Genomic DNA, 20,647 nt, shown 5'->3' with positions numbered 1-20,647 from the left:
CGTACTCCTGAGGGCGGGTTCAGCGGAAAGGGACTCGTCGGCGACGGGCTGGACAGTAGGTATCCGGCGGTCAGCGGCACAGGCCGTGACGTGCGACTTCGTCAAGTGGCCCGGAATCCGTCCGGCTTCGTCCCCGCTGCCCCGTGGACCTGACAGAGCCTGCGGGAACCGCTGTTCCGGCGTGACGGCCCTCTCTAGGATCCGCCGCATGATGAGCCAACGGGCTGTCGGCCTTGTGGAACAACTCGCCGCCGAGGGAGTCCAGTCGTGGCTGGCCGTGGAAGACGCGCCGCACATCGCCGTACCGGACCAGCTCCCGCACCTGCTCCGGGCCCCTGACGGTGTGCTGCTTCCTGCCCACGTGCCGCCCGATCCGCAGGCCGTACAGCGGCTGTGCGAGCGAGCACGGAAGGCGCCCGCGTCCCTGCTCGGCGGGTCGCCCGGGCTGGTGTCGGCTCCGGTGGACCCCGCGTTCGCCGATGACGCCCCGTCCCTGGTACGGGCCGCGCGGTCGCTCCGGGCCGGTGTGGACCGGCCGAATCTGCTGGTCCAGATCCCGGCCACCGAGGCGGGCCTCGAGGCGATGAGCGAGTGTCTGGCCCGGGGCATCAGCGTGAACGCCACGCTGGTCTGCACGGTCGAGCAGGCCGACCGGGTCTTCGACGCGCTGCTCGGCGGCATGGAACGCGCCCTGGTCGCGGGCACCGCCCCGATGGAGACCAGAGTCTTCCTGACCTGTCCCGTGGGCCTCTTGGACAACGCCGACGCACCGACCGCCGACGTGGCGACCGCCGGCGTGGCGACCGCCGGCGTGGCGATGGCCCGCCTGCTGTACGCGCTCCGCGAACGACGCCTGCGGAACACCTGGTGGCGGGTGCTGCGCGCCGGCAGTGTCGCTCCCCCGACGCTTCTGTGGTCGTCACTCCGGACGCACCACCTGCCCCGGCTGATCGGCTGGAACACCGGGGTCACCCTCACCGCGCCGCAACTGGAAGCAGCGGCCGTCCAGGCGGAGCTGACGGGCGATGCCATGCCGGGCCCACGGGAAGGAGAGGAAGCACTGCTCCTGTCCGACGTGGCCGGAGCCGGGCCCGGGACGGCCCCGGGTCTGCTCGCGAGGGAGCTGACCCGGTGCCGGAACGCCTGGCACGCCGCCGCCCACTGACCGGCGACGAGCAGCGGGCAGAGACGGCAGCAGGCAGCGACGGACACGTGGGAACGGGACGCTCAGCCGTCCGCCTGCCGACTGCGCGCCCGCGCGATGAGCTCCGCCCCGGTCAGGGTCCGCAGCGGCGCCGCCTTCACCATCGTCTCCTCGAACTCCTCGTCCGGGTCGGACAGCATGACGATCGCTCCGCCGACGCCGTACGTGACCCGGTCGTCGCCGAGGTCGGGTGCCCCGGCGGGCGGCACGGGAGCGGGGAGCGGCGGACCGGGCGGGCCGCCGAGCAGGGCCTCGGTGGCCGCGAGCCAGTCGACGGCGGGGTCCGTCCGCCCGGCCGGTCCGTCGTCGACCAGGGCACGGTCGGTGAAGACCATGGCGGCGTCCGGCTGCGTGGAGCGGTGTACGGCTTCACCGCCGCACTGCGCCTTGAGTTCGTAGCCGAGATATCCGACCCAGCCGAGCGCGAAGTCGGTGGGCAGGTCGGGCAGTCGCAGCCTCATACCGCGCAGGTCCCGATCGAGCCAGTCGAGGAAGGAGCCGCCGACCACCTCCGTCCCCGTGGACGAGGTCACGGAGACCGTGCCGCTCGACACGTCGGCGGTGGCCACTCGGGCCAGCGGCCCCGAGGCGTCCCCCATCACCGAGAGCCTGCCGCGGACCGGGGCGAAACTGCTGCTGTCGAGCCAGAAGGCGTGCGCGTCCGGGCGGAAGAGACGGTCGTACGTCTCCTCCACACCCCAGCGGGTCGGGACCCGCCGGGTCAGCACCCGCAGCCCGCGCGGGGCGGGCGCGTCCGGCGCCACGGGCGGGCAACCGGCGGCCTCGCGCCCGGCCACCACTGGTGCGGCCCGCCTGGGCCCGCGTTCGCGGGCCAACGGACCGCCTCCAGCGGCGAGGGCAGCCCCCCGGAACAGTTCTCGCCCGTCGTGCAGGACGGGGGAGAGCCGTCCAGGGCGACGACACGCTCGGCGCCGGCAAGGGCCGCCTGGGCGGCGACGACCCCCGTGCCGGTCCCCACGTCGAGGAACGACCGCGTCGAGGCCACCGGATTGCCTCCGGCGAGGCCGAGGAGGTCCAGGCCGATGCCCGTCGAGGGAGAGTAGACAGGGGCGAACACCTCGTCCAGGAGGTCCCGCTCGCGATCGCAGAGGTGAAGGGTGCGGGGTCTGTCCGTCCTGGTCAGGGACATGCGACTGCGTTCGAGGGAGCGTTCGTAGTTCTGGACGTGCAGCATCGTCGAGCGCCTCCAAAGGGGATTCCGGTGACGCTGGGACATGTGCCGAGCACCGGATGTAGGCATCACCCTGCCGCCCCGAAAGTGCGGCGGGAAGGCGCCTCCGCGACAGGCCGAGCCACCACCGACGGTGAGCGGGCCACCAAACCCCCGTTCTGACCTGCGCCTTTCACTTCAACAATCTGTTGACCTCCAGTTGACCCTTCTTTAGGGTTCTGCGGTTGTGGGCGACAGGCTCGACACGGGTCGGGCCGGAAGGCCACGACGGGGGAGGAACCATGAGCAAGGACGACGGACACGACGAAATCGGCGAGATACTGGCCCTGTTGGCCACAGGAGCATCACCCGAGCGACTTGAGGAACCGTTGCTCCGGGCACGTGAGCGAGGCGCGGACGCCGAGCGGCTGGAGCAGGTGGAGCGGGCCAGGAACCTCGCGCTGCGCGTACAGGGGCTGATGTCCCAGCAGCAGAGCCGGCAGACCGGCCTCGCGGCGCTCATCGACACCGCGCGCGAGCTGACCCGCCCCTACGATCTGGGGAGCCTGCTCAATGTCATCGCGCGCCGAGCCCGCTTCCTGCTCGGCCTCGACATGGCCTGGCTGTCGATCCACTCCCCCGCGGGCGGTGAGTCGGTGGTGCACGCGGCCGATGGCCACATCAGCATGGTCAGCGTGGGGATGAAGGTGCCCGCCTCTGGAGGGCTCGGCAATCTGGTGACCGAGCGAGCCGCCCCCGTGTGGACCGCCGACTACCTCAGTGAGGACGAGATCCCCCGCACCGACACCACACACGGTGCGGTACGGGCGGAGGGACTGCGGGCCGTCCTCGGGGTGCCTCTGCGCCGGGACGCCACCATCCTGGGTGTGCTCTACGTCGGGCACCGGCAGGTGCGCCCGTTCACGGCGGACGAGATCACCCTGATGTCATCGCTCGGTGACCTGGCGGCGGTCGCGATCGAGAAGGCACAACGGCTCGGCCGGGCACAGGACGAGGCGAGCGAGCTGCGGCTCGACGCTTCCCGGGCCGAGGATTCGTACGCCTCGGCCCGGCAGTTGAACGTCGTCTACGCCGAACTCGTCGACCTGGTGCTGCGCGGCGGCGATCTCCACGCCCTGGTGGACGAGGCCGGCGAGCTGCTCGGAGGTACGTTCCTGGTCCGCGACCCCAGCGGCACCGATCTGACGGCCACGCCGGTCCTGGGTCTCGACGAGGCCGAGCTCCGCGAGGTCGCCATGGGGGTGCACTCCGGGAGGCAGCCGGTGATGACACCCAGCGGCACCTGGGTGTGCCCGATCCTGGCGGGCGAGGAACTGCTCGGCACGCTGATCCTCGCCACGGACCGGCCGCTCGACGAGCGGCAGACCCAGATCATCTCCCTGACGGCGCGCGTCGCCGCCGTGGCCCTGCTCCTGCAGCAGAGCACCAGCCTCGCCGAGCTCCAAGTACGCAGCGAGGTGTTCCAGGACCTGATCCACGGCGAGCAGCTGTCCGCCAGGCAGCTGGCCGACCGCGCCCGCAGACTCGCCGTCGACCTCAGCATGCCGCACGTCCTCGTCGTGGCCCGTCCCGAGAACGATCCCCAGGGCAGGGGGGCTTTCTGGGCGTCCTCCTACGCGCATCACCGCTCCGGCCTGAAGAGCGTGGAGTCGGACGGGATCGTGCTCCTGCTGCCGGGTGCCGACGCCGGGGCCACCGGCCGGACCGTGGCCACGGAGTTCGCCGCGGCACTGGGGCATCCGGTGACGGTGGGCAGCGCGGGGCCCGTCACATCCGCCGACGCGCTCTCGGAGGCCTTTCAGGAAGCGCAGCGATGCCTGGACGCGCTGACCGCGCTCGGCTCGGCGGGTGGCGCCGCCTCGCCGCGTGAACTGGGCTTCCTGGGGCTGTTGTTGTCCGACGAGCCCAACGCGGGCGGATTCATCGCGGACACCGTCGGCCCGGTCCTGGAGTACGACGCCCAACAGGGCACCGAACTCACCCGGACCCTGGAGACCTACTTCTCCCTCGGGGGCAGCGCCACCCGCACGGCCGACGCCCTGCATGTCCACCCCAACACGGTGGCCCGCAGGCTGGAGCGGATCACCGAACTGCTCGGCGAACGCTGGCAGGACTCGACGCAGCGCCTGGAGGTGCAGATCGCGCTGCGGCTGAACCGGATCCGGCACACTGTGCGCGCACGGGGCGGCGGCCTGACGGCACGGCGCTGACCCGTCGTCCCAGGACGACGGACGCGCAGGCCCGGGTCCTGGACCGGTTCACCTCCGACAGCGCGGCTACGGCGTGCGCGACGGAGGCGAGCGTCATATGACGGTGCCAGCCGCCGAAGGACCGGCCTTCGAAGTCCCGCAGGCCGACCTTGGCGCCCACGTAGTCCACGCCGTGCGCGGTCCAGCCGCTCAGCTTCGTCAGGCGCAGCAGTTCGGGGACCGGTGTCCGGGTCAGGTCGGTGAGCCAGACGCGGGTCGGCGGCAGCAGAGGGTCCTCCCACTCACCGACGAGGAGCAGGGTCTTTCGGCCCTTGAGTCCTTCGCGCGCCCTCTCGCGCGTGCGGCCGGGCAGGGCCACCGGGATCGCCATGGCCCAAGAGGTGTGCCGTCGCCCCGAGGCGTGGTCGACCCACTCCACCGCACGCCGCAGGCCCTTGACCGACTCCAGGATGTGCCGGGCGGTGAGCGGGCCCGATCCGAATCCGGGCATCGCCGGCGCGGCCACCTCACAGGCGGTCAGCGAGCCGACTCCTGCGATCAGCGGAACAGAGATCGCGTCGAACCCGGTGACCAGGCGGCGCGCGTCGGCCCCCGGTACGTCGAAGACCACGGGCCGGGTCGGCATCCGCCAACTCCGCAGAGGCTCCAGGGCGGTCGCGATGGCGCACTCCTCAGGTGTCGCACTGATCACTTCCGTGGGAATGCCCGCACGGCGTCTGCGCGCCTGGTCCCCGGTCCACCGGTCCGACAGGAACAGGCGCCAGTTCACCGGGACACTCAGATCGTCCGACGCCGACCACAGACCGAAGGCGTACTGGCCGCTGGAGGGCTCCCCCGCCCCTCTGCCGCCCCGGGAGTCGACACCCACGGACCACTCCCCCACCTTGGGGATGACGTACGGCCGCACCACCCAGGCACTCGGCGCCGCGCTCCGCTGCAGATAGTGGGCGAGTGCCTCCCTGGCCGGCTGCCAGTCCCAGGTCGAGGCGCTGATGAAGTGATGCATGCTCTGCTCCGCGGCGCCGCCGCCGAGCAGAGCGGCGATGTTCCTCATGGTCTTGCGGCCCTGCGCCGCGAGCAGCCCGCCCACGTACTGCTCGCCCTTGCTGAGCTGGTCCCTGCGGTGCAGGGAGTGCGGCAGCACGTACTCCGTCAGTTCCGTGGCCGTGGAAGGCGCCCTCCCCTCGTGTCCGTCTGTCTGCCTCGTGAGTGCGGTGGAAACCACGAGATCCCCCTTCTGACTCGGTGTGCCGCGTCGCGCTGAGCACAACAGTGGCCGCTGGAGAGCGCGCGGACGATGTGGCACCGGCACCTGGTTGTGGTGGCGACCGGTGGCTGCGGCATCAGGAGGCCCGTCGCCGCGCGCCGGATCGGGTGCGGAACGGGGAAGGGAGTGTGGGCCGCCCACCATGGCCACCGGCGCCGCCCGCCACGGCCACCGGCGCCGCCCGCCACGGCCCGTGGCCGGCACACGCGTCAGGGCCCGGCCGCGGACATCGCGGCCGGGCCCCAGGAGGGCGGCGTCAGACGAGCTGGGAGCGCACCTCCGGTCCGCCGAGCGTCCTGGACGCCCGCAACGCGGCACGCCGCACCTTGCCCGACACCGTCATCGGCAGCCGTACGGCGATCTCGACCACCCTGACGGCCTTCTCCGGCGGCAGTTCGGGTGGCCGCGAAATCGAGCAGCGCCCTGGCCGCCCCGTCCCAATCGAGCCAGTCGGGGGCAAGGACCACGAAGGCCTTCGGCACCCACAGGCCCACGGGATCCGGCAGCGCCCCGCGCCGGATGTCATCGAGGAGCCGCTCGCGTGGTCTCCCGTACGCGGACCAGGGTTCGGCGAAGCTGTCGATCATGACGACCGCGGGGGCAGGGCCGTCCATGGAGAGCCGGGCCGCGGCCTCCCAGGCGAGCAGCCCGCCGAGTGACCAGCCGACCAGCAGGTCCGAGCGGTCCGGCAGGTCGCGGATGAGCCCGACATAGCGCTCGGCCATGGCGTCGACGGTGCGGTCGGGCTCCTCCCCCGGTATGAGCCCCATGGCCCGCACCCCGTGGACCGGGCCACGCCGCGACAGCCGGGAGAGCGGCGTCACGTACTGGCCAAGGCCGCCGCCCGCGGGGTGGAACACCACCGTGTTCAGGCCCCCCGGCCGCCGTTCGAAGGGGGTGAGCACCGGCTGCGCCAGGGCCGTCATGCGACCCTCACCTCCTCCGCGGCCGGAGCCTTCGGCGGCTGTGCGGACGGCTGGCGCGTCTTCAGGAAGACTTCGAGGGCGATGCCCGCGGCGACGGCGAGGGCCGCGTACAGCAGACCGACGGTGGACAGCGCCAGGGCATCGAAGAGCGCTCCGGCCAGCAGGGTGCAGATGATGAGCATGCCGGTGCCGAGGGCGTTGGTGAAGCTGGTCAGCGCCACCAGGTCGGTGGCCGGGCATTTCTGGAGGACCTCTCCTTGCGCCGCCGTGAAGGCGAACTCGAAGAGGGAGAGGAAGCCGAAGTACGCGACGTACAGGCTCCACGGCTGCGCGGTGAGACAGACCAGGAACATCACGGCGGCGGTCGACGCGTTGAGCAGGAGCCCCTGGTACGCGCGGGCCGGCGTGCGGCGCAGTACGACCGGGACGGTGATCGCGCCGAGGACGAGCGCGAAGCCCGCGACGATCTGCAGGTTCATCACGCCGCTCTCGCCCTGCCCGAGCACCCGGACCGGCACCACCGTGCGGGCCGCGCTGTGGAAACCCTGGAACACCCCGACCGCGAGGACGAGATACACCACCGCGCGGATCAGCCCACGCCGGCCGCTCAGGGTGGTCCGGACCTGTGCGGGCAGTGTGCGGCGCGCCGTGCCCTCGGCGCGGGGCACCGAGACAGCGGGCAGCCGGCGGTAGCAGCAGGCGGAGAGTACGAAGGTGACCGCGTCGATGGCTCCGGCGGTGACGACCGACACCTCACCGGCGAGCAGGCTGCCGAGGACACCACCGGCCGCGCTGCCCAGGTAGTAGGAGTTGTTGAAGGTGTACGAGGCGAGCTTGAGGTCCGGTCCGTCGAAGAGCTGGCGCGCGTACACCACGCGGGCCGTCTTGGTGATGCCCTCAAGGAGTCCGCGGGCCAGGAAGCAGACGAGCACCGCGACGATCAGGTCCGCGCCGAGGAAGACACCGATGGCCAACGAGACGGCCGCCCCGCCCAGTTCGGCCCCTATGACCGTGCGGCGCAGCCGCGGCCCTTCGCACACTTTCCGGACGACGCCGACCAGCAGGACCGGCAGGATCCACTGGAAGCCGAAGACGGCGGCGGCGCCCAGGCCGGAGCCGCCCTCGGTCAGCAGCCAGGAGGAGGCGGTGAGCAACAGGAAGAACGTGCCGGCGGAGCTGACGAGCATGGCCGCCCAGAGCACCAGGAACCGGCGTGAGGTGAACAGCGCACGCCTCGCCGCCGCGTCGCCCGTCGTGTCCTCGGTGGACCGTGCGCTCATGAGCACGCCTCCACAAGACCGGGAGCCAGCGGCACCATAGGGAAGCCGAGGAGTTCCGAGATCTCCGCGCGCGGCTCGGTACAGGCCGCCTCGGCGCGCACGGCGTCCCGGGCCACCACACGGATGACGCCGTACGTGGTGGTGTTGCCCTCCATGCCGAGGAGGCGGGAGCCGGGGCCGATGCTGCTGGAGCCGGAGTGCAGTCGGGGCCGGAACGCCTCGAACCAGTCGGTGGGCAGGTCGTCGCGGACGACGCAGTCCTCGACGGCCGCCAGGAAGGTGTGGCTCGCGGCGGTTTCGACCGGGAAGGGATCGGGCGACAGCGGCTCGCCGTCGTACAGGTCGACGAGGACTTCGAAGAGGTCGCGGCCGGTCGCCGCACGGATGACGTCGGGCACGGTGCCGCCCGCGATCCGCGGGTTGACCTCCACCAGCCGGAAGCCGTCCGCGGTGCCGATCACCTCGACGTGGAACAGGCCCAGATCCAGGCCCAGAGCCCGGCACACGTCGACCGCGTAGTCACCGAGTTCGCGCTCGGCGGCCGGTGACAGGCCACAAGGCACCGTGGAGCCGAGTTCGAGCACCGGATTGCCGAGGCCCAGCTTGCGGCGCACGGTGACGAGGGCCGTGCAGGTGGCGCCGTCCGTGGCCACCTCGACCGAGTAGAGCGGTCCGACAGCCACCTCCTCGACGATGTAGCGGTCGTCGAGATCCACGGCGAACCCGTGCTCCAGGCCGTCGAGCCTGGCCCCGGCCTCCTGGAAGTGAAGCTCGATGTCCTTGGGCGACCTGGCGAAGGTGGTGACGTTCTTCCCCACGCCGTAGACCGGTTTGACGACCACGGGATAGCCGATGTCCGCAGCCTCGGTGAGCGCTGCCTCGACCCCGGTGACCTCGGCGAACCGCACGTTGGGCAGGCCGCGCTCGTCCAGGATTCGTCGGCAGGCCGCCTTGTCCCGGGCAGCGGCCACGGCACGGGGCGAAGGGCCTCGGGCACCGGTCGACTCGGCCAGTCGCGCGGCCGGTCCGGCCAGCATGTGCAAGGTGGCGACCACCGCGTCGATCCCGTCCGTGGCCACACCGGCGGCGCGCAGCGCCCCCAACGCGGCCTGCGGGTCATGGAGTTCTCCGACCTCGATGGCCCGGTCGGCAAGGGCGAGGGACCGTGCACGACTGGCAGGGGTGTGCATGAAGTCGTACCGCCTCGACCACAGGAGGGTGACGCTGTCCCCCCTCTCCTTGGCGTACTCCATGGCCCGCAGGCCCAGGACGCTCGAATCGACAAAGACCAGATGCTGCACGGCTGCCCTCACTGCTTCGTTGCTCGGCCGGGTGCCGAGGTGGCTGCCGCCAGTGCGGTCGCCAGGTCGGATGTGATGTCTTCGATGCCTTCGATGCCTTCGATGCCGGTCGAGAACCGGATGAGGCCGGGCGCCACGCCCGCCGCCCGCTGCTGTTCGGGGGTCAGCCGGTAGTGCGTCGTGCTGGCCGGGTGGATGGCGAGACTGCGTACGTCACCGATGTCGGCGAGGTGGCTGACCAGTTCCAGGCCGTCGATGAACCGCGCGCCCGCTTCCCGCCCGCCGGCCAGTTCGAAGGAGACCACTCCGCCCGCCCCGCGCGGCAGGTACTTGTGGGCCGGGCCGTGCCAGGGGCTGGACGCCAGCCCGGGGTAGTGGACCGCCGAGACCTCGGGGCGGCCCTCCAGCCAGTGGGCGAGTTCGAGAGCGTTGCTCACGTGCCGTTCCATGCGCAGCGAGAGCGTCTCCAGGCCCTGCAGCACCAGGAAGCTGGTGAACGGTGTGGTGGCCGGTCCGAGGTCGCGCAGCAGCCGCAGCCGCAGCCAGCGGGCGCAGCCGGCGGGCGTACGCGCCGGGGCCGAACTCGGACCAGAACCGCAGGCCGTGGAAGCTCGGGTCGGGCTCGCTGTACTTCGGGAAGCGGGAGGCGTGCGCGCCGAAGTCGAAGGTGCCGTTGTCGACGACGACACCGCCGATGACCGTGCCGTGCCCGGAGAGGTACTTCGATGTGGCGTGCACCACCACATCGACGCCGTGCTCGACGGGCCTCAGCAGGTAGGGCGTGAGCGCCGTGTTGTCGAGCACGAACGGCTCACCGGCGGCGTGCGCGACATCGGCGACCGCGCGTATGTCGAGGAGATTGTTGCGGGGGTTGCCCACCGTCTCGCCGAACACCGCTTTGGTGGTGGGCCGCAGAGCCCGCCGCCAGGAGTCCGGGTCGTCGGGATCGTCGACGAACGTCGTCTCGATCCCGTACTCGGGCAGCAGGTGGCGCAGGTTGTACGTTCCGCCGTACAGGGTCGCGCTGGACACGGCATGGTCGCCGGCACCGGCCAGATTCAGGATGGCCAGGGCCACGGCCGCGTGCCCGGAAGCCACGGCCACGGCGTCGACGGCCCCCTCCAGGGAGGTGATCCGCCGTTCGAGCGCTTCGTGTGTCGGATTCTGGATGCGCGAGTAGATGTTTCCCTTCTCCTCAAGGGTGAAGAGGCGCGCCGCATGAGCGGTGTCCTGGAACGCGAAGGCTCCCGTCTGGTAGATCGGCACGGCTCGGGCCAGCGTCGTCGGGTCGGGCGCCGTTCCGGCATGGATCTGCCGGGTCTCGAAGGACCAGTCGGCCCCGGGCGCCGCCATCACTTCCGTCATTGCGTCATTCCTTGATCTCTTGATGTCCGATCTCTCGATCTCGCTTGCCGGTGGTCCGTACGTTCACCGCAGTGCCTGGCGGAGGACAGCACCGATCTGCTCGTGTTCGAGGAGGAACCCGTCGTGTCCGGTGGGCGATTCGATGACGGAGAAGTCCGCGCAACGCGGCAGTCCGCGGGCGATCCTGCGCTGCTCGTACGGAGGGAACAGCCGGTCGCTGCTGAACCCGACGACGAACGCGTCCGCCCGCACCCGCCGTAGAGCCGCGTCGACGCCACCGCGACCGCGGCCGATGTCATGCCGGTTCATCGCTTCGGTGAGCACGACGTAGCTGCCCGCGTCGAAGCGGTGCACCAGTTTCTCGGCGTGGTGGTCGAGATACGACTCGACGGCGTAGCGGGCGTCTCCGGCGGAGGCTGGGGCGGCCGCGAGGGCCGGGGCGTCTCCGGCGGAGGCCGGGGCCGACTGGCTCCCGCGACGGCCCCCGGCCGGACCGCCCCTCTCCAGTCGCCTGCCGAAGCGTTCCTCCAGCTCGGCGCTACCGCGGTAGGTGATGTGGGCGATCCGGCGGGCATTATCGGGGCCACGGCGCGGGCCAGGGTGCGGGCCGCGATATGGGCCACGGTGCGGGCCACGGCCGGCCGGAGCCTCGTAGTAGTCGCCGCCTCGCCAGTGCGGGTCGCCTGCCGCTTCGGCGGCCACCTGGTCGCGGATCGTCACGGCCGGAAAACGCGACCCCCATGGGCCGCCGTGCCGCGTCGCCGAGGTGGGCCCGGTGGAACCCTGACAGCCACCGAGAACATTGGGGGCGACGACGAACCAGCGGTCCGTGTCCAACGACCGGCCGGGACCGATAAGGGCTTCCCACCACCCGGCGGTGGGATGTCCGGGCATCGCCGAACCGCTCGCGTGACTGTCACCCGTGAGCCCATGCAGGACGAGCACCCCGTTGGACGCGTCGGGGGCGAGGGTGCCCCAACTCTCGTACGCGAGACGCACATCAGGAAGTACGCCACCGCTCTCAAGTCTCAGAGGAGCGGAAAGGCGGACCCACTTGCGACGCCCGACCGCCATGCCCGGCAACCAGGCGCCGGTGACGGGCGGCCGCCCCGGTCGGACGTCGGTCTCCGCATCCGGACCATGGAACACGGCCGGACGGATGGCCCCGGCCCTACGAAGTCCCAGGGCCAGAACGCTGTCTGTATCCATGCCCGAGAAACTAGAAGCGCGGCACGTCCAAGCGGCACGGCCGACCCGTTACTTCGTCATCTCCCCACCTGACCAGCCATCTCTGAGCCCGCAGTAAGTCAGGTTCCCGAGGGGAGGGGCCGGGAGCCACCTGGCATGCCGTTGACGTCCGAGAGGCCCGGCGCGGGGGATACGAGGTCACAGGCTCTTTGCAGCGGGTTCAGAATCGCCTCGACCGGAGCGAGCGTCAAATGAGCGTCACGGCAGGGATGGCCCGCCTGTCCAGCAGGCTTCACCTCCCCCGAAACGGTCTGACCACGACTGCCGGCACACCTCGTCCTCACCGTCCCGCTTCTCGCGGCCGGTCGCCTTCCGGCGGACCCCGGAGCGGCGGCGGTCAGCGGATCTCCACGCCGCCCTCGTTCGTGTGCACGGTCACCGTGTGCTTGCCGTCACGCTTCCACGGCAGGGTGATGTGCGGCGTTCCGGTCTTGCTCTGTGCCTGGATGTTGTAGCCGGCGTGGGGCGGCAGGGCCAGGTCGACGCTGCCCCGGTCGGTGGTGACGTCGGTGGTGGTGGGGGCGGTCGCGAAGGTGGCGCGGACCTCGCCCTGTCCCGTCCTGGCCTCGAAGACGGTGGGCCTGGCGTCCGGTGAGGCCGCTCCCGGTGATCTGCCCCGGGCCCGAACTGACCTCGACGAACCAGGTGCTCACGGGAGAAGTCGCCGTACCGCCATGCCCGACTGCCAGCAGTGTCCGACACCGTCCAGGACGAGCACGCCGCCCGGATCGGAGCGCTCCGGATCACCGCCAAGGCGCGCAGGGACAGGACCAGACAGCGGAGAGCTGTGCGGCCTCGGCAGTCGTCGTGATCGAGGTGGTGGTCATGGTGAGGCCCCGGTCAGGAGGAGAAGGACTCGGCGCGGGTGCCGACGTGCTGGCCGGCGTTGTAGGCGCTGGCGGGCACGCTCGCGAACCGCGCGTCGAGCTGGTCGAACGCGCCCTTGTGGCCCTCGGCGGGGTCGTGGGCGAGGCAGAACACGAACCACCGGCTCGCCGGGGGCCAGAGGATGGCGGGCATCGACACGATCACCCCGGTCCGGGCAAGCCCAGCTCGTCGAGCGCGGTCAGGAAGGCGGCGAAGGAGGGCACCGCTCAGGTGGGGACCCGGAGACCTGGGCGTTGACCTCGGCGGACGCTTCACTGTCCTTCCGCGCGCAGGGCGGTAGAGCGCACCCTGGGCTGGCTCATGCACCACCGCCGCCTGGCCCGCGACCACGAAGCCTTAGCCGCCCGCTCCACCGCCAGGATCGACCTCGCGATGAGCGCCCTCGCGCCCCGTCGCATAACCCGTGAATCGACACCAAGCTGGCGTGATACGTGAAACATACCAAGTATGCAGAACGCACCCAAACAATGGGTCAGAACATCCTCATGCCGAGCGTTCCGTTTGGCGCAGCAAGAGCGACGTTGACCTCGCTGACGCTTCCCTCAAGGAGAGCTCAAGAGAATCTCAGGAAATGAGAAACCAGAGCGGACATACCGCCCCACGACTCCTGAATCGATCACCAAATCTGTGAAGGTATTTCGAAGAGGGCCCACTCCATGCTTTCATTCTTCCCACGGAAGGCCGCACAATTTCGGTCTTCGAGACTGGGGGGAACCCGAGTGTCATCCAGCGTTTCACGAAGACGGATCAGAGTCCTAACGAGCGGGACATTTGTAGTAGCCCTGGCTGTGGGCTCAATCACGGCACCAGAAGTCACAGGGGGCACCACTGCTTCTGCAGCGGAGGCGTGCGCGACAGAGGTTGCGACCTACCTCATAAACCCTGACGGGAACAAGCTTCAAAAGTACGTCGACTGGAACCCGTCGAACGCATCAGAATCGGCCCTCATTGATTCCGGAAAATCGGCGTCCTTGGATAGCGACAGCCATTACTTCACGGGCGGCCACGGCGTGATCTATGAGATCACGGCGGCCGGGGTACTGAAGTCCTACCAGGACCGAAGCGGTAGCGGGGGCAGCCTGCTCACCCCGGTCAAAACCTACACGTCCAACTGGACGGCGCGTCACAACCGCGTGTGGTCCAACGGGGAACTCATCTTCTCCATTCACGGCGGTGGCAAGCTGGAGATATGGCACCAGAGTGCGCCGCTCACCGGTGCCGGCGAAGTAACGCTGGACCCCGGCGTCCTGCCTGTCGACAACCCCGCGGTGGTCGCCTTCACCAAGGCCGACGACGTGTGGGCAGTTGGCTCGACGACGTACACCCTGACGGACGGGGTCATCCGGGCCTGGCCCTACACGGACAGCCCGCGCCCCAGCTTCCCTTCCCAGGGCACTGTCGTCGGCACCACCGACACCACGCAGAGGCAGGGCTGGAGCGCCGGCCCGGGAACTGTGCGGACTGCCACCAGCGACGGCACCGTGCGGGCGTATGAGGCAACGACGACGAATCTCACCGTCACCAACACGGAGTACGGCCTGGGACTCTCCGGTGAAGCCCTTGTGGATACCGCTGCATGTCTTACGGATGCGGGCGAGGCAAAGCCGACGATGGGCGCTGAACCGGACGACCCTGACGCCCCTGCCGCCGTATCGGAGGAGCCGGGCGAGCCGGCTGCCCCCGGTACCCCGGAAGTACTCAAGGGCAAGTTCGTTCTCGGAAGTGGCGCGCCTGCCGCCGGGCTGACCGTCAACGTCGAGGCGATCGACGCCGTCCCCGAGGACGGCACGGAGGTGGAGCTTCCCTTGCTCGGCACCGCCGTGACGGCAGCCGACGGCAGCTGGTCGCTGACCCTGCCGAAGACGCTTCCGGCAGACGTCCAGCAGGCCGCAGCCGAGAACGGCGGTATCGTCAACGCGATGGCGACCGTCACGGGCAAGACGTCCACTGGTGTTCCCATGGGAGGAATCACCCACCTCGCGGCCGCACCGGCTACCGCCACCGCGTCGGCGCTGAGCCTGGCCGTCGCCGATGACGAGAGCGCCACGCCTGCGGAGGTCCTCCCGCTGGGCACCACCCCCGACAGCAGCGAAGTGTCCAGCCTGAGCCAGGCAGAGGACACGACGACCAGCGCCGAAATGTCTGCGGGCTATGCCGCGAGTTGGGCCGCGAAGCAGGAAGCAAGCGCTATCGACACGCTCGGTGACAGCCCGCTTCCCAAGTGGCAGAACGCTACGGGTGACCTGCCGACCGGTTTCAACCCCTACATGGTCAATGGGCAGGACACCAAGAACTTGGCGGTGGGGCCGATGGACGGCGGTTGCGACCGCACAAAGACCAAGGTCATCAGTAAGAAGATCTACTACACCACGGTGGGGGAAGGGCACGCGTACTGGGATGCCAAGGCATCGGTGGACTACGACAGCAAACTGTCCTCGACCGTGGAGGTGGCAGCGAAGACGGGCAGCAACTGGTCGATCACCGGAAGCGCCAGCCTCGGCTCCTCGATGAGCGTCACCACCGGCTATACCAACAAGGGGCCTCACTACGCGAAGCAGTGGAAGGTGCCGATCAAGTACACGAAGTACAAGGAGACGTGGAAGTGCGGTGGAAACAACACGTTCACCCGCTACGTCATCGTGCCCGGCAAGTACAAGATCCCCTCGGGTGGCGCCGCGGGTAAGTACGGCAAGGACGTCCGGCACAAGGACGGTAGCGCCTACTACAACTCCAAGAAGAGCCACCGTGCTTACGTCGCACGGGGCTCGTACTTCCAACTCACCAAGAACCGCAGCATCAAATGGTCGGGCGCCGTCAGCGCGTACGGAGTCTCCCTGGGCGGGTCGACGGGTTACGACCGTGACCACAGGCAGCGCATCACCGCAGGCAACAAGAAGAGTTACAAGCACTACATCTGGGGAAAGAATGGCAGTCTTTCGGGGAAGCCTGGCGTCTTCTACTCTTACTAGAATGGCGGCAATGCTGGTGTGCGCCCTCGCCTTAGCTGGCTGCTCAGCGTCCCCGTCCCCGTCCCCGTCCGATGGCAGAGCGTTGGATGCGGAGGGAGCACAGTCAAGCGGGACAGTGGGAAACGTCCACGCCAAGGTGGGCCAGATATGGTACTTCGCACTCCCCGTGCCAAAAAATGTGAGCAGCAAGAGCATTGAGATCACGGAGGCGAGCATCATTGACCCGCCCAAGGGTCTCAAGGCAGTCGGTTACGCGGCCTACGATGTCAACGATACTGACGGGCTACCTCTACTGGCTCTGGACGGCGAGTCGGACACGCCAGACTTCGACCACCTCAAGGATTACGCCGAGTCCCCTGTCAAAGTACGGCCCAAAAAGCAGAGCGATATATTCTTCGTAGCCAAGATTCGCATAACCGCACCCCCGCAGAATAATATTGAGCGCTGCCGGTTCCAGTACCGTCAAGGAGATCAGGAGTTCACTCAAACTCTTGACTGCGAGATGGAGCTGAAGGTGGGCTAGATCCTTCCCCGGACCAAAACACACGTATCCCCCTCAGCCGAGCAGGTTGGAGGGGGATACGTGCGCAGCGGACTTGGTCAGGGGCACGGTCACCCCGCCGCCCTTGCGGCCGGGCAGGCGCACGCGGGGGTCGCCCATAGCGGGAGCGGCAGCAGGCACTGCAGTGACCGGCGAGGGCCCGGTCGGCTCGCCCTGCCCAGCTTCACCTGCTGGCCTGTGGTCGTGCCCAACTCTTCGGCTGCAGCCCTCCGCAGCTCCAGAAGTTCGCCCACCGGCAGCTTCAGAACGCGAGCCGGCGCCGCCACTGTGTCCGCCGACGGCACGTCCCCTCTGTGCGAGAGCCCAGTTCGTCACGGCCCGCATCGCCAACGGGTACGGGCCCCGTGCCGCGACCGCGACCGTCGGGCCGAATCCAGGGCCTGCTCGTCCAAGTCCCCATCCAGCTCACGCTCTGCTCTCGCACGTCCTCGCTCATCCTGCGCCGAGCGTCCTCCACCGCTCGCGCCTCGATCTCTCCGGCCCCCTTGTCCACCGTCAAAAGCCCACGGTCACGCAGGGCATTCACTGAGCACCAATCCCCCAACACCCATGCCCCGGATCCCTCACCGGCCGCGAGCCACTCAAGCAGCGCACGCTGCACGTCCGGCTGCATGGCCGCGAGCGTCAGCTGTCCTCAATGCGCCACCAATTCTGACCTGGCTGCGCGTGCTTGAGCTGCCCAAAAGCTGCCTGACGCCCCATCAGAACGAGCGTCGAATGAGCGTCACAAGCGTCATTTCAGCGTCAAGATATCGCCCGTAACACCCACACCGCACATAATGCGCACGAGCAAAACCGCAGGTCAGCAGCCCTTCGCGGCCGGTTCGAGGATGGCGACGCACTCCACGTGGTGCGTCATCGGGAAGGCATGCAACCAGACCTTCACAAGGGAACATGCAGGTCAGAGGCCAACTTCGAGGAGGTCGCCCGGCCGTGAGCGGGCTCCGTGCGTCAGACGTGCGTCACGGTCCCAGCCGTGCGTCAGAACCACCTGTCCAGCCACGATCCGAGCGACTGCAGCAGCAGAACAACGCTCCCATGCGTGCCCCAGTCGGACCAACCAGCAAGGCGCCCATGACACCCTGCTCCGCGACAGCGTGGCCGGGCGGATACACGCTGTCGCGGCATGAGCGGAACTCGGCCGCTCAGCACGAAAGGCCCTGTCGGTTCGGAGTGAACCAACAGGGCCGATAGTGCGTGAGGCATCGGGCGGGCCAACCTGCTACGGCGTGCCAGCCAGAGCGAGCGCCGGCCGCGACTCAGCGACGGCGCCTGCGGGGACGACAAGCTGCGACTCCAGCCGCGTCCACGCGCCAAGGACCGCCTGGTGGGCATCGGGCGCTAGGTGAGCGTACCGCTGAGTGGTCTGATAGCTCTCATGCCCCAGCAGGTGCTGCACCTCGTACAGCGACACGCCCTTCTGCACGAGCCACGACGCGCATGTGTGACGCATGGAGTGCGGTGGATACTCCGGCACGGCCCGCTGTCTGCCACCCTCGTCGAGGTAGCGGGCGGCGCGCACGGCCGGCCACCACGTTTGACGCCGCCAGTTCCCGTCGTCGAGCAGCCGACCCGCTCGCCCCTTAGTGACGGTGGTGAAGACAACACCGTCACGGTCTCGTCCATGCATGTGCCGTGCGAGGGCATCAAGCACGTGATCCGGAAGAGGGACTTCCCGGCGGCTCTTCGCGGTCTTGGGGTACTCCTTGATGCCCGATTTCGAGTTCACCTCAACGACGAATAGACGCGACCTCAGCCAGTCAATTCGCTTCCCGTGGAGCCCCGAAAGCTCACCCCATCGAAGGCCGGTATAGAAGCCGAGCAGCGCCATCGTCTGCCACGGCTGTGACAGCTCATCAAGGATCGCCTGGGCCTGACCGAGCGTGAACCACTCCGGAGGCTTCACTGCCTCCGGAGGAAGGTCTATTCGTCGGCATGGCGTAACCGAGATGATGTCCTCATCGACAGCAGCCTGCACCAGTGAGTGGACGAGGTTATACGAGCGTCGGATCGCCGATGCACCCTTTCCCTATAGCGCCAACTTGCGAATCCACGCCTGCATATCAATGCGCCCTATGGCGCGCATCTCCCAGTCCGCCCAACACGGCATGACATGGTTGCGTATCGAGGACGCATCCCCACGGAGCGTATGGGGTTCAACTACGCGGGCAACCCACCAGCGATCGTGCCACTCCTTGAATTTGATCTTTCCTGCACGGGGGTCTTTATGGATGCCACGCCGGTACTGGGCCTCGAGTTCGTTCCCCCAGGCACGGGCCTGATCTTTGAGAGCGAACGTTTCGGTCCTTCGGTCACCCGACGGAGTCCTAACGGTGGCTTGCCATTTCCCGGAGGGAAGTTTGCGCAGGTAGGGCATGGAACCTTTCGCTACTCGTATCGAGTTTCCTACGCTGCAGAACGTCCTTACCGGGCGACGGGCCCGGTGACGGATTGAGCACGACGCCGCTCCACAAGGGCTTTCACATCGCCTCCGGGGATCCGTACGCGGGAACGTTCATCCCCTGTTCGGAGGTCAATCACCGAAAGCTCACCGAGGGCGATATATCGATACACGGAGCGCCGACTCACGTCGAGTATTTCGGCAACACTCCGAACAGAATGCAGCTTGTCGCACATCAACGGGCGCCTTTCGACTGGGCCCGCAGTTCCCCTTCCGAGGCAGCAGGCATGGCAATGGTCAGGTCCACACCTGTTCCACCGCCAAGCAGTCAGTGCAGACGCCCTAAACGATCCGGAGAATCCCCGGCTTTGCTAACCGGGGATCGTCTGCTATGTATCACCCTGCGCCACGGGGCAGGGCCTCTCGCTCTGACCCGCGGCCGGTCAGAGCGCCAGTCGATAGGACCGCAGGGCAGGGGTTGCGCCGTCAGTGACGAGCACCAGCAGCCCGTCCTCGGTGAGGCGGTCGAGGTTCTGAGCGACGACTCGCTCTGAGACGCCAACGGCTCGGGCGACGTGGCGAGTCCCAGCTCCAGGGTGCGCCGTGACATGCGCGAGGACCGCACGGTCACGGTGGTAGCCGCGTTGCAGCAGATCCTCACCGAACAGCCCGGCCGCGCAGGCGCACAGGCACAGTGTCGTGGACAAGGAGACGTAGTCCTCGGCCTGTTGGGCCGTCCACGCGTTCATCGCACCGAGCGCCAAGAGGATGGGGGCAGTAAAGCGGGCAGATCGGATAGCGGGGTTCGACAGGTGGACCTCCGTGGGGTCGGGCGCTCGTCACGAGGCCGAATGGCGCGGGCTGCGGGCTGCGGGCTGCCGTGGGACTGATCGGCGCGCCGACCGCCAGGAGCCCACACCCTGTCGCTGACCTGGTGTTTTCCGAGATGTCGTACGTTGACATGGTCCCGAAGAAGGTTCCAGCCCCTTGGGGATCTTTCTCATCTGCCGTGGGCTGAACTGCCCGTAGTCAGCGAAGCCAGCTGCTCTGCCATCCAACCCAGTCGCTGCTCACCCTCAGATGGGACACTTGTTCACATGAATGAGGTGCGCTGCGAGCGATGCGACAACATCATCGGCATGGGGTGCCCGTGCCCTCCTGACGGCAGTGTGCCCAAGGCGCACCCGGAGGAAAGACGTGTTCGTCAGGAGTGGCGGCGGTTCCCCGGCCACGCCATCTTGATCAAACAGGGTGGCAAGGCGCATGTTCCAGGCGCCTGCGATCACATGACAGAAGACGAGGTGCGGCCCCCGAAGTGGGGCTGGATTCTCAATCCGTCCCCCGGAGGTTGGGACCGTATCAGCGAAGGCAGCCCAGCCATTGCCACTGAGGGCAACGCAAAGCTGCGGGCGACGAGCCGGTGCATGACGTGTATGGGGACTCTCGGCGGCTGATGCTCTGTAGGGCGTGCTGTGCGGTGGGGTAGCTGATCAGAGGGCCAACGGCTTGCCGTCGGCCCTCTTTCGTTTCGTGGTTCTGCGCACACCTGATGCAGCAGAACTCGATGACAAAACGACTGGGTTCGATGTCAACGGACATGAACCCACTGCCGCGGCCACGTGCTCAAGATCGCCTTTGCATATCTGGCCATAACTGGCAAGCCGTGCGTGGTGGAGGGATGATGGCTCGCAAGCCCTTCCTGTAGGAGAGGGGGCGCCGCTGTGGTCCCCCGAGATTAACTGGCTCTAACAAAAGCTGTTGATCAAGTGACTATCGGCTTGGTGGCTCGTTGGTCAGGTCATGGCGAAGCGTCAGTCGCGGCCGTGGATCGTGT

14 protein-coding genes and 4 pseudogenes are annotated in these 20,647 nt (G+C 68.6%); 5 read left to right on the top strand and 13 right to left on the bottom strand.

The window, feature by feature from the left end; genetic code table 11:
- The first annotated feature begins 208 nt into the window (after positions 1-208).
- On the top strand, positions 209-1,165 hold the full coding sequence (locus ACWDZ7_RS23605) for a transaldolase family protein (RefSeq protein WP_451799520.1): 957 nt from the start codon (positions 209-211) through the stop codon (positions 1,163-1,165).
- Positions 1,166-1,227: 62 nt separating this feature from the next.
- Here ACWDZ7_RS23605 and ACWDZ7_RS23600 read toward each other — a convergent pair whose 3' ends face one another.
- A complete protein-coding gene (locus tag ACWDZ7_RS23600) occupies positions 1,228-1,968 on the bottom strand; it encodes a hypothetical protein (protein WP_451799518.1) in 741 nt (246 codons plus the stop codon).
- Positions 1,926-2,399 (bottom strand): 50S ribosomal protein L11 methyltransferase, encoded by a 474-nt coding sequence (locus tag ACWDZ7_RS23595; protein WP_451799517.1) that lies wholly within the window; start codon positions 2,397-2,399, stop codon positions 1,926-1,928. The genes ACWDZ7_RS23600 and ACWDZ7_RS23595 overlap by 43 nt, the downstream gene beginning before the upstream one ends.
- A gap of 278 nt (positions 2,400-2,677) precedes the next feature.
- Here ACWDZ7_RS23595 and ACWDZ7_RS23590 point away from each other — a divergent pair.
- Positions 2,678-4,489: pseudogene (locus ACWDZ7_RS23590) on the top strand (helix-turn-helix domain-containing protein); the annotation flags it as partial.
- Here ACWDZ7_RS23590 and ACWDZ7_RS23585 read toward each other — a convergent pair.
- The 8 genes and pseudogenes from ACWDZ7_RS23585 to ACWDZ7_RS23550 all read right to left on the bottom strand — a co-directional run bounded on the left by ACWDZ7_RS23585 (position 4,479) and on the right by ACWDZ7_RS23550 (position 13,013).
- On the bottom strand, positions 4,479-5,831 hold the full coding sequence (locus ACWDZ7_RS23585) for an IS701 family transposase (RefSeq protein WP_451799516.1): 1,353 nt from the start codon (positions 5,829-5,831) through the stop codon (positions 4,479-4,481). The pseudogene ACWDZ7_RS23590 and the gene ACWDZ7_RS23585 sit on opposite strands and share 11 nt — an antisense overlap.
- Before the next feature lie 251 nt (positions 5,832-6,082).
- Positions 6,083-6,799, bottom strand: a complete 717-nt coding sequence (locus tag ACWDZ7_RS23580; protein WP_451799514.1) for a thioesterase domain-containing protein — start codon at positions 6,797-6,799, stop codon at positions 6,083-6,085.
- Positions 6,796-8,079 carry an MFS transporter gene (locus ACWDZ7_RS23575; protein ID WP_451799512.1) on the bottom strand — a complete coding sequence of 428 codons (1,284 nt, stop codon included), beginning with the start codon at positions 8,077-8,079 and terminating at the stop codon, positions 6,796-6,798. The genes ACWDZ7_RS23580 and ACWDZ7_RS23575 overlap by 4 nt, the downstream gene beginning before the upstream one ends.
- A complete protein-coding gene (locus ACWDZ7_RS23570; RefSeq protein WP_451799510.1) occupies positions 8,076-9,380 on the bottom strand; it encodes an ATP-grasp domain-containing protein in 1,305 nt (434 codons plus the stop codon). Before ACWDZ7_RS23570 ends, ACWDZ7_RS23575 begins: the two co-directional genes overlap by 4 nt.
- Before the next feature lie 8 nt (positions 9,381-9,388).
- Positions 9,389-10,745: pseudogene (locus ACWDZ7_RS23565) on the bottom strand (O-acetylhomoserine aminocarboxypropyltransferase/cysteine synthase family protein).
- A gap of 63 nt (positions 10,746-10,808) precedes the next feature.
- A complete protein-coding gene (locus tag ACWDZ7_RS23560) occupies positions 10,809-11,819 on the bottom strand; it encodes a homoserine O-acetyltransferase family protein (protein ID WP_451799696.1) in 1,011 nt (336 codons plus the stop codon).
- A gap of 511 nt (positions 11,820-12,330) precedes the next feature.
- Positions 12,331-12,549 (bottom strand): annotated as a pseudogene (locus ACWDZ7_RS23555) (DUF4097 family beta strand repeat-containing protein); the annotation flags it as partial.
- Positions 12,550-12,833: 284 nt separating this feature from the next.
- Positions 12,834-13,013 (bottom strand): hypothetical protein, encoded by a 180-nt coding sequence (locus tag ACWDZ7_RS23550; RefSeq protein ID WP_451799509.1) that lies wholly within the window; start codon positions 13,011-13,013, stop codon positions 12,834-12,836.
- Positions 13,014-13,148: 135 nt separating this feature from the next.
- On the opposite strand from ACWDZ7_RS23550, the pseudogene ACWDZ7_RS23545 reads away from it, so the two are divergent.
- The 3 genes and pseudogenes from ACWDZ7_RS23545 to ACWDZ7_RS23535 form a co-directional block, all read left to right on the top strand.
- A pseudogene (locus ACWDZ7_RS23545) lies at positions 13,149-13,316 on the top strand (IS5 family transposase); the annotation flags it as partial.
- Between the two features lie 536 nt (positions 13,317-13,852).
- Positions 13,853-15,850 (top strand): hypothetical protein, encoded by a 1,998-nt coding sequence (locus ACWDZ7_RS23540; RefSeq protein WP_451799507.1) that lies wholly within the window; start codon positions 13,853-13,855, stop codon positions 15,848-15,850.
- Between the two features lies 1 nt (position 15,851).
- A complete protein-coding gene (locus ACWDZ7_RS23535) occupies positions 15,852-16,373 on the top strand; it encodes a hypothetical protein (protein WP_451799506.1) in 522 nt (173 codons plus the stop codon).
- A gap of 1,261 nt (positions 16,374-17,634) precedes the next feature.
- Here ACWDZ7_RS23535 and ACWDZ7_RS23530 read toward each other — a convergent pair.
- From ACWDZ7_RS23530 to ACWDZ7_RS23520, 3 genes are all read right to left on the bottom strand, one after another.
- Positions 17,635-18,390, bottom strand: coding sequence for a tyrosine-type recombinase/integrase (locus ACWDZ7_RS23530; protein WP_451799505.1), 756 nt, complete (start codon positions 18,388-18,390; stop codon positions 17,635-17,637).
- Positions 18,391-18,836: 446 nt separating this feature from the next.
- Positions 18,837-19,049, bottom strand: a complete 213-nt coding sequence (locus ACWDZ7_RS23525) for a helix-turn-helix domain-containing protein (RefSeq protein ID WP_451799504.1) — start codon at positions 19,047-19,049, stop codon at positions 18,837-18,839.
- A 207-nt stretch (positions 19,050-19,256) separates the two neighbouring features.
- On the bottom strand, positions 19,257-19,562 hold the full coding sequence (locus ACWDZ7_RS23520) for a winged helix-turn-helix domain-containing protein (protein WP_451799502.1): 306 nt from the start codon (positions 19,560-19,562) through the stop codon (positions 19,257-19,259).
- Between the last annotated feature and the right edge of the window lie 1,085 nt (positions 19,563-20,647).

This window comes from Streptomyces sp. NPDC003032 (assembly GCF_053591415.1).
This window is presented reverse-complemented; position numbering and strand designations above follow the sequence as displayed.